General features: G+C 38.1%; 9 protein-coding genes. All 9 read right to left on the bottom strand.

Annotation, left to right across the window (positions count from 1 at the left end; all coding sequences use genetic code 11):
- Positions 1 to 266: 266 nt before the first annotated feature.
- Entirely contained in the window at positions 267 to 1,196 is a 930-nt protein-coding gene (locus tag L692_RS0122535; RefSeq protein WP_025702237.1) for a restriction endonuclease, read from the bottom strand.
- 97 nt (positions 1,197 to 1,293) lie between these two features.
- Positions 1,294 to 2,463, bottom strand: a complete 1,170-nt coding sequence (locus L692_RS0122530; RefSeq protein ID WP_036725032.1) for an XRE family transcriptional regulator — start codon at positions 2,461 to 2,463, stop codon at positions 1,294 to 1,296.
- A 24-nt stretch (positions 2,464 to 2,487) separates the two neighbouring features.
- Positions 2,488 to 3,186, bottom strand: a complete 699-nt coding sequence (locus L692_RS0122525; RefSeq protein ID WP_025702235.1) for a hypothetical protein — start codon at positions 3,184 to 3,186, stop codon at positions 2,488 to 2,490.
- Between the two features lie 260 nt (positions 3,187 to 3,446).
- Positions 3,447 to 3,737: a hypothetical protein gene (locus tag L692_RS0122515; RefSeq protein WP_025702234.1), complete on the bottom strand. Its 291-nt coding sequence runs from the start codon at positions 3,735 to 3,737 to the stop codon at positions 3,447 to 3,449.
- A gap of 48 nt (positions 3,738 to 3,785) precedes the next feature.
- A complete protein-coding gene (locus L692_RS0122510; protein ID WP_025702233.1) occupies positions 3,786 to 6,989 on the bottom strand; it encodes a hypothetical protein in 3,204 nt (1,067 codons plus the stop codon).
- 117 nt (positions 6,990 to 7,106) lie between these two features.
- Positions 7,107 to 7,583: a hypothetical protein gene (locus tag L692_RS0122505; protein WP_025702232.1), complete on the bottom strand. Its 477-nt coding sequence runs from the start codon at positions 7,581 to 7,583 to the stop codon at positions 7,107 to 7,109.
- Positions 7,584 to 7,662: 79 nt separating this feature from the next.
- Complete coding sequence (locus L692_RS0122500) at positions 7,663 to 8,040, bottom strand: hypothetical protein (RefSeq protein ID WP_025702231.1); 378 nt, start codon at positions 8,038 to 8,040, stop codon at positions 7,663 to 7,665.
- 127 nt (positions 8,041 to 8,167) lie between these two features.
- Positions 8,168 to 8,539 carry a hypothetical protein gene (locus L692_RS0122495; protein ID WP_156940554.1) on the bottom strand — a complete coding sequence of 124 codons (372 nt, stop codon included), beginning with the start codon at positions 8,537 to 8,539 and terminating at the stop codon, positions 8,168 to 8,170.
- Between the two features lie 238 nt (positions 8,540 to 8,777).
- A partial coding sequence (locus L692_RS33160; RefSeq protein ID WP_036725026.1) for a hypothetical protein occupies positions 8,778 to 9,475 on the bottom strand: 698 nt, incomplete at its 5' end.

Here is a 9,475-nt window from a genome sequence, read left to right as displayed (position 1 = left end):
GTGGGCTTGCACCCTAACGGTTTTCAAGACCGCCCCTCGTTGTAAAAACCCGCCATCCCTTATGCTGATTGACTTTATGGCACTTTAATGTTGAACCGCTACAGCGGTCTGAGTTAAAACGTTCAATTCGGTACGTGACCGTTGGATATCTTCATCATATTGCTTTCAACGGTATGAGTCAAGATATGAAAAATTTGATTCGGTACAGGGCATTTCTCTAAATATCATACTCTGAACGGCAGCATTCGCCTTCTATTACCATAATTTCAACTTCTGTATTTTCTTCTTTTGTTCTCAACAATTATCTTCACTCTTTCAGACCAGTCACTTCCCAAGTGGGCATTGAGAAGTGTGTGCATATCATCATAAGTCCATATATTGATTCTCTTGTCTTCATTTTTAAGATTTTTATTAACGTAACCAGTACAGAATATTACACCTCTGTTGACTTCATTTTTATCTATAACACGACTAAATGCTCGAACCTTCTCAATTGTTAGTTGTGTCTTTTTATAAAGCTTACATTCCACATATACCTGTTCGAAACCATCTGGCCTTTGGGCTGTAGCAATTATGTCTTTACCTTCATCACGGGTGGCTGTCGTCCAAAGGGTATCGTAACCCATACTTTCATACAGCGCTTCAATGTACCACTCAAACTCTATCGGCTTTAAACTCATAATTTTTTCCAATGAACTTGTATTGTAGATGAACTTGGCATATATAATATCAATACATTGCCCTATGCCAATAATTCGATCATCAGGAAGATTAGGTTGAGAAAAAAGGTAGCTTTCAAGCGCCTGAACTGCATTAAAGGGGCCAGTAGGAAGCAGTTCGAGTATCCATGTGATTCCCTCCCAAGCATCCTGACCTTCGCTGAGTCTAATAAGCCGTTCGCTACCCGCCATCTTCTCTGCACGCTCTCTCAGACTCTCGTTCTCGGATTGTAGCAAAACTTGATTTATTGAATATGCATCTAAGTCCTGTTTTCTTGTTACTGCTCCCAACAAGCAACGTATCAAGTCCTTAACATCTTTTATAGATTCTTTTCCAATTCCATCCATGTATTCTTCTACCCACTCTCTATACGGAATTCTTAAAGATGGGTAAACATTTTCCTTGTTCACTACAAGACTTTTCCACTCCTTAAATGATTGATAGTTATTTGTATACAACCATTCGTTAAAACTCATTCGTCCCCCTCATTCTACCGAACTTTATTGTTAAAATATGGTTAAATCATGATGTGAATCTATAAAAATACCCCCTACAATTATGTAAGGGTGTCCATTAGCAAACATGGTTTTCTTCATCATTGTTAATAATAAGGCTCAACTTATGTTCCACATCTTTAAAGTCTAACCTACCTTTATCTAAGCCACATAACATTTCAATCATTTCACCAGACATTCCCACTTCCTGTAATAATTGCTGTTCACTTTTAACATCATTTTCAATCAGCATCTCCACACTACGTCTTAGAATCTGCGGCTGTGGTACAGGCAACAAATCATCCAAAGGTTCCTTAACTCTTATCTTCTTCATTGACATCTGCTTAACCAAAGAAGTGTATCTACTATCAGTAATAATTCCTAAATCCCTACTTCTGTACAGCATTGCCCCTATTGAAACACGCCAATACTTTTTCAGTTCTATATATGAGTCAAGTGAAGACGAAGTTACTGAATCAGCAAATGCCTTAGACGGCAATAAAAAAGCCGATGCAAATCGGTTAGCCTGTTCCTCCATCTTGCCAAATTCCTCTTTTGTTAAATTATCTTGATTGTATATCTCGTCTTTATGCATCAACAAATGACCTAACTCATGAGCGCCATCGAACTGCCTTCTAGCGGCTGATTGTTTATCGTTCCCAAGAGCAATCAAAGGCCTACCCTGACGAGGTTGACAAAAGGCGTCCATGTTCCTTGCGCCCATATCAAAAGAACAAACGAGTATTCCATTACGTTCCATTAAATTAACCACATTACCTATAGGCTGTTCAGCTAATCCCCAGTATTCCCTCACATCATTTGCTAATTGCTCTATCTCGTTTCGATTCCACATGAATCCATTAAACTTAGTGGTATCAGGTAAATTTAGGGAGGGGAAATCAATAAAGTTTTCCAAGTATTTATAAATGTACGACACAAACTGCGCTTTGGTATACTGTATCTCCCTGAGTTTTTTAGTAGCAGAATTAGATGCCCTAAAAAATGTATTACCTACATACTGTTCTTTAAATTCCTTATAAAAAAAATTTTTAGGGAATCCTAAAATGTTAACAATTGACATCATTGTTGATGCTCTAGGAACACTTTCCCCTAATTCATATTGTGATATTGCTTGTTTACTTACTCCTATTTCGTTAGCTAATTCTACGATGCTTAATCCCCTTACAATTCTGGCTTCCTTAAAACGTTTAGGGTTAAACAATTGGTAGTCTCTCTTATCTTGAGACAATTTAGTTCACCCCGCCCAAGTGTGTTATTTTTTTAACTTTAAAGGTATAAGTTCTTCTTCAAGAACTCCCTTTTTAAAGTCGAGGGAAAGTTCCTCATGAGAAACATTTTTACGGTTAATGGTAGGAATGTCATCTGGCAATTCTAAATAGTTAGTGACATCTAATTTGAACATCCAGTCTTCTTGTGAAGGTGATAAAGCTCCTTCAAAAACCTTTGTTTTTTCTCCCAATGCCCCATCATAACAAAGTACCATACCAAAAGGAAGATACTCGATATCATTCAAAAGAGATGTTTGACTTCCATCAACTTTGATATCTTCTCCAAACTGCTCACTTGTAAACCCATCAGCAAATGCTCTTTCAATATTGTATGTAGCATAGTATCCTCTGTAGGCACTGGCATCAAGAATATTTTTTTTATTTGGAAGGTTACATACAGTAATATTTATATTTCTAACTGTATCTGTTAACAGGGTATATGAGTAAAAAGCTGATTGTAGTTCAGTCGCTGTAAGATTTAAATGTTTATTATTTCTTGCAATATCAGCAACACAGGTACTAACGAAAGACGACCTTAAGCGAGGAACAAAATTTTTCTCATTCTTCAACTTAGGCATATGACTATGGTAAACAGTAAACTGCTTTAATCCCTCAAATATTGCAGGAACCAGAAGCTCACGCTGGTCTCTAGTTAAAGCATAATAAGCCGAGAATTTATTCATACAATTCTCCCCCTCTCATAAATAAACATTGTGCTTTTATTATTTACCCAAGCTCTTATTTAGTCAAGTCAAATTTGACCATAATACCATCGCGACCCTCTAGTACGTCTTTCTTTTTATCCATTAATCTACTTTCGTCTCGTTGATACTTCTTGGTGGAAGGAATGTTTCTTCAAACATCCCCCCATCAATCTTGCAGTTGAGAAGACCCATGTCAGTCGAGTGAACACCATCGTAAGTAAAGTGAATACCCTCTAGCATTAGAATCGTCCTCCTTTGGTACGCTTGATCTTGCTGACGATTTGATCGGCAACAGTGTCAGCGACTTTCTTATCCGCATTGCCATTTACGTTGACTTCAATGTTGTATTCGTTGTGAACTGTGTTTCCTGCGGTAGCAACATCAGAACTGCTTGTTGGTGTAGACACATTTCTCGACAGATTAAAGCTTGGCAACATGGTTTTGATTCTCTCCATGATCTTCGCTGTATCGAGAATGTCTTGTGTTTGGTTTTTGTTGAGTACCAGTTCCTTCTTATGAAGGACTGCCAATCTGCCTTCTTCACCATTCCAATCACCAGTGTAACCACCATAATTTTTTTAGTTTAGGTTGATTCTGGAACCAGACAATTTAATATTACCAGTAGCATTCAGATTTATGTCTCCTTTAATGTCAGCTCTAAGTCCTGTGCTGCTTAATTCTAGTACACTACCATCAGGCTGCCGCATATAGATTGTCTCTCCCGCTTCATCAATCGAAAAAATAGCGCCGCTAGAATGCTTCAATTGAATCATTCCATTTTCCGCATCAATTCTAATCTCTTTTCCTTCAATTTCAACCATTTTACCAGCACTGGTTATGTTAATACCATCGTCGTACAGCTTAATTTCCCTCATGTCTCCTGTGTTACTTGTGTTGTATTTGAAATGAAACTCATTCGATGTTTTGTAGATGTATCCCCTTGCACTATCACCATATTCTGTCCCTGTGTCAGTGACCATACCATCACCAGCGCCCCATACACTATAAGGATATGAATACATTCCAGAATCTTGAAAAGCTATTCTCAGTTTTTCTGTGTCCTGCATTTCATAACTATATGCAATATATGGTGTCTCATCAGTAGTCAGATGTTTTTTGTCAGCGTCTTCCCAATACAGCGGATTGTCTCTCGAATCTTTAGCAGGAGTTTTACTAATTATTTTACCAGTAATCCATTTAGCTTCATTATCCTTAATGTCAATGTAGTCTGTGTATCCTTCTACTTCTCCATCCTTGGCTAAAGTTTTCAGGTGGTTTACTGTTAAATCAGCAATATAACCATTGTCTGCTGTGATAGTGTTTGTGATAATATGTTCGGATGTAATCAGGCCAGCACCAATAATGTCGAACTTATTTAGGTAAAGCCTGCGCTCGTCGCCATCAATAAGCATATCTCCATCGCCTGAGAAGATTCTAAGGCGAATTGCTCGGAGTTCGTCTGCGAACATATTGCCTTCAAGGTCAACATAGAAACGTTTTTCCCAAACTGGATTTCCTGCGTAACCGATATTCTTCTCAATCTTGATTCCTTCTGTAGCATTCAACGTGGTTCTGTTCATCATATTACCTCTTGTTACCACAATTCCATTCTCTGCATCAATCACAGTATTGTTGTAGTTTCGCCCCAACTGCAACGAACTCTTCTCCAAGAAGTCAGAAAGCTTTACTCTCGCCACCTCATAGTCCTTGTAAAAGTTCTCCCACACTTGATAGAAGATTGTTCGCGTGGAGTTTAAGTCATTTATGATATGAGTTGTTGCATTCATATCCGCAAAGACAGGAGTCATGTATGACGTTAAAGCATTGTATGCTGTGTCCAACAAACCTTTCGATGCTACCAATTGATTCTTAGCATCGTCGAGTCCATAATAGGAAGAATCTCTGTCATTGTAGACAGTCGCGATATATCTTTCTAATTGCGTTCTCAGTTCAGTGTATTGCTTCGTGATGCTTTTATAATTATTAGACAATGTGATCTTTTCTGTAGACACAATTACATTGTCAAGGATAATGGAGTCCAATGCAGAGAAGTCGAAGTTAAGAGCATCGGCATCCAACAACACATCTCCATGCTTAGTCTCAATTCGCAAGCGTTTCGTAACCAAGTCTTCTGCGATCAGCGTTCCATCCTCATACGTCGAATTTCCGATAGATGCGTATACTTTATTTGTCCACTTGTTATTCTCCCACTTCTGCAATGCCAAGCCATTCGTAGCATTAAGCACCGAACGATACTTTCCATCGCTACGAAGCGCGATAAAGCCATATTGACCAATTACTACATTGTTGTAGAATTGACCCATATTCAGACCAGAGTAGAACTGAGCATCCTCAATCTTATTGCGAAGATTCTTCTCTTCGTCATAATAAGTCTTGAACTTCAAGATAAACTCAGCACGATCAGCGATTTCACTTGTTTGTTCTGTTTTAGGAGAGTTGATGTTAATGTTCAAAGGTTCTCTGCCAACAATCTCGATATACTGTGACATATAATCGAGCAATGCGTTATACGCATTTGTCAGTGGCGTAGTGGAGTACAAGTCTATTGTACTTGGGGTCTTGGTGAAGAATTGTGCTTCGATATCAAAGATATCGTCGCGCTGGGAGGTCTTATACTCTTCTGCCTGTTCAAGCATCCGATGATAACCAGCTTCGATCTTATACAGTTCAGTGATGATCTGCATCTTTTCCAGAGTTGTCAACTTGTTGTCCATAACGATATCCTTGAAGTCACCAAGATCAAGGTAGTTGCTCTCAGCATCCAGAATCGTCTCACCAATGTTATTAACAATCTTTATGTTCTCAGCTACCAAGCCTTTAGAGTACAGTATGCCATCACTTGGGTCAGCCCAAAGTAGTTTTTCCCATCCATTAGAATAGGTGTCTGTGTCTGTGTTCGCTTTTTCAATTACAAAGCCAGAACTGTCGTCCATTCGTACTCTTGTTACATCGTTAAATGACCAGAGTCCAAATACATCAGGTTCTTCATCCACTAAGCCAAGCTTCATGACGAGGTTTCCATTGCGATCAAAGATTTCACCCTTTGAACCTTGGAATTTCAGAACTCCATCCTCATCTTCGAGCGCAAGGTTGACACCCATGAAGATTTTTCCGTAGATACGTTCCCCTACGATGCAGTGTTTCTGGTAATAATCAGCTAGAACACTTACACTAAGCACTCTTAAATCATGTGGTTCTTTGATTTGGTGTGTAAGATATTTACTTATTCCCTCTTTGTTCACTCTGAAAACAGAAAGCATTCCTCCGATACCTTCATAAGAAATGTTGTCGAATACTCTTCTATAGGTTGCTTTCACAGTTTGCCCCTGAAATATGTTCGCGCATGCAACCTCATATGATTCTCTGGTTTTTATCCCTGCTGTTAAGATGTTTAAACCACCAACAGGAATATTGCTATGAATCACTGGTACGAAGTCATTGTACGATGACAACTGATGAATAACAGTCTGATCTCCATCATGTTCACAGATTACGATTTCACTAACCTGTCCAGCATAATGCTGATAAATAATTTGTCTAAGCTGCTCAATACTTCTTGTCTTTGATTGCTGGAACTTCTCCATCACACTATAGCAAAAGTGCAATTCACCAGAAGCGAAGATAATCTTATTATCAACTTGATACAACTTTATTGCTTTAGTATCTTGCCTGAATAATTGTCCATTAACTTCAATTGATGTTGCGCTGTCCGAACCAATGAACAACTCATCTCTTGTCATAATAATCGTGGCGTTGCTCACATCAAACCACACTCCCTTACTTTCTATTCAAAACAAAAGCCTACAAGCATGTTAGTTGCTTGTAGGCTCTTGCTGATTATTAGCTATTCTTTGTTTTCATCATCTTCGGTCTTATGTTTATTCTGATTTTTCTCCTGCGGTATTCAGCAAACACTTTATCTCCTCAATTCTCTTCAAATCGTCAGCATGAAAAAATGTCTCAGAGCAACTTGGGTTAGTACATTGTCCGCCAAGAAGCCTAATACTCAACAACCGCTTGTTACTAGTTTCCAGTGGAATATCTAACTCGACATTCGGAACATCATCACAACCACACATCGGACATTCTAATATATTCAATGCGTCTTCCTTAAAACCAGGCTTCCTCTCTTCTAATTTCAACCTTTGTTGTTCAAGTTCTTCTTCGCCGATAAGCTGTTCCCATAGCTCGCCTAATTGATTTTCTGTGGGATCTGAATGTGATTCTTCAATGTAGTCTTGATATATCTCATCATATTCGTTGTTTGCAGCGTTAAACAAAAAACTATAGGCATTTGATTCAGGGGAGTCTTTGCTTTTTTTATCCCATTCCTCATTTTGATTGTCGATCTTCATGACAGTCCTCCTAGTCATTATCCTTCTCTTGCCACTCTCACATCGAACTCTTGTTACTACTGCAAGCTGTTTAATGTATTCATACCCATCGGCCATCGCTTTGGACTTTCACTAGGTCTGCATATATTTTATTTGCTGCTTCAATCGATTTCGGATTTCGAGTCATCACTTCTCCAAAGGCATCCTCAAAAATTCCTCTCATCTGCTGTTCAAGTATTAATATGTCCAGTTCATTCCAATGCTTGATAATAAAGATTGATAGTCTTCTGATCTCAGCGTCATATTCATCATCTGGACAATCCAAAGCGAGTAGCCCCATAGAATCCCATTCATTTATACTTTGCTTTACAATTCCAATAATTTGGGAGGGGTCAAATTTCAGACTAGCAATGAACTCTTTTTCCTTTCCTACTTTGTCCAAGTACATATCAATAGAACAACCTTTATTTTTCTTCATAAAATTCACCTTTTTCCGGATTCAGTTTTCTTGAAAGCACAAATTAGCTTTTTTGTTGCTTTTACTACAGTTTTTCAATTTGATACTGTCAATAAAATATCAGTTCCATTTAGAGTCCTTTTTAAGCCTACAACCATTGCTGAACCTCCATATGATGAACATCGACTGTTTCCCCATTCTCAACAGGAGTGATCTGTTTTTGAGAGAAAAATCGTAGATAAAAAGATACTATCCTCCGCGTTTTACCACTAGATGTTAAGCGAATATACACCCTATAGTCGCTCTGATCTTTAGTAGATTCGACAGCCAGAACAAACTCCTTGTAATCACGAGCCATTCCTTTTGCCATTGGTAAAACACCGTTGATTTTGAATTTCACTTCATGACCAATTAATGATTCGAGCGGGACTCCGCCAATCATATTTGAAGCTTGCATTTCAGAAATTGAAATCCCTCCATATTGATTTGTTTTAGTTATATCTGACTTACTGATTCGCACAGTGATGGTTACATTACTCCCACCCTCTCAACGAATGCCAAATAAAGTGCAGCGCCAATTTTTCGTAATAAAAAAGCAGAGTAGCTTAGCCAATCTGCTTATTAAAACCGTATGATTTTGTCTCGGAAATCCTATCTATAAGGAAGTTCATAGTCACTCAACTCTTTCAAAAAGGTATTATTACAAGAGCATACCACACCAAATACAATCTGTAAATTTGTTCCAAATAAAGTGCAGTTCAAAAAGGCAAATCATTCATTTCGTCATCATCGTCATCTTCAATTGAAGAATCATCATATAGATATTTTCCACCTGTCTTTTCATATGTCGCTTGACTCATAACTTTCCGCACATCTACTTCCCTTCTTGAATCAGTAAATTGACTGCTGTCCAGAGTTCTATAGCCATTAGCTGGAATAGTCTTACCTTTTGATAATCCAGGCACAAATGTGTTGTGTGAATTTGTAATCATATTATGTGCTTCTAAAGTTTTGATAACTTCGGAAAGCTTAGTACTCTTAATACCAGTGTTTACAACTAATTGTTCAATGGGGCTATTGTATTCACCTCCGAAGTAACCATTCATGCTCTTGAAGAAAGAATACAAATAGAATCCAACGACTCCTATATCACTGTGCTTCATGCAGAAGATAAATGTATTAATGTGAATTTCAGTGGTGTTTGCAGTGATATAGAAATAACCATTTTCAATATTCTCTCGTTCACATTCTTCATCATAATAGATGCCTCTTATCGGAAAGTTAATCTTTCTTGCTCTAACATTATTTCGAATTTCTTCTGGCAACACGCCGCGAATTTCAGAAAACATTCTCCAACTCGGCAAAGTATAATCGATATGACCATACTCATCGTAATAGTTATAACTTATAGGAAAGTCGCTTCGGCTGAACACCCTTATTGTGGACACTGCACCTC

The sequence above is a fragment of the Paenibacillus forsythiae T98 genome, from assembly GCF_000520735.1.
GTDB lineage: Bacteria > Bacillota > Bacilli > Paenibacillales > Paenibacillaceae > Paenibacillus_AQ > Paenibacillus_AQ forsythiae.
Note: the sequence above shows the minus strand (reverse complement) of the source record. Positions and strands in the feature narration are given on the sequence as shown.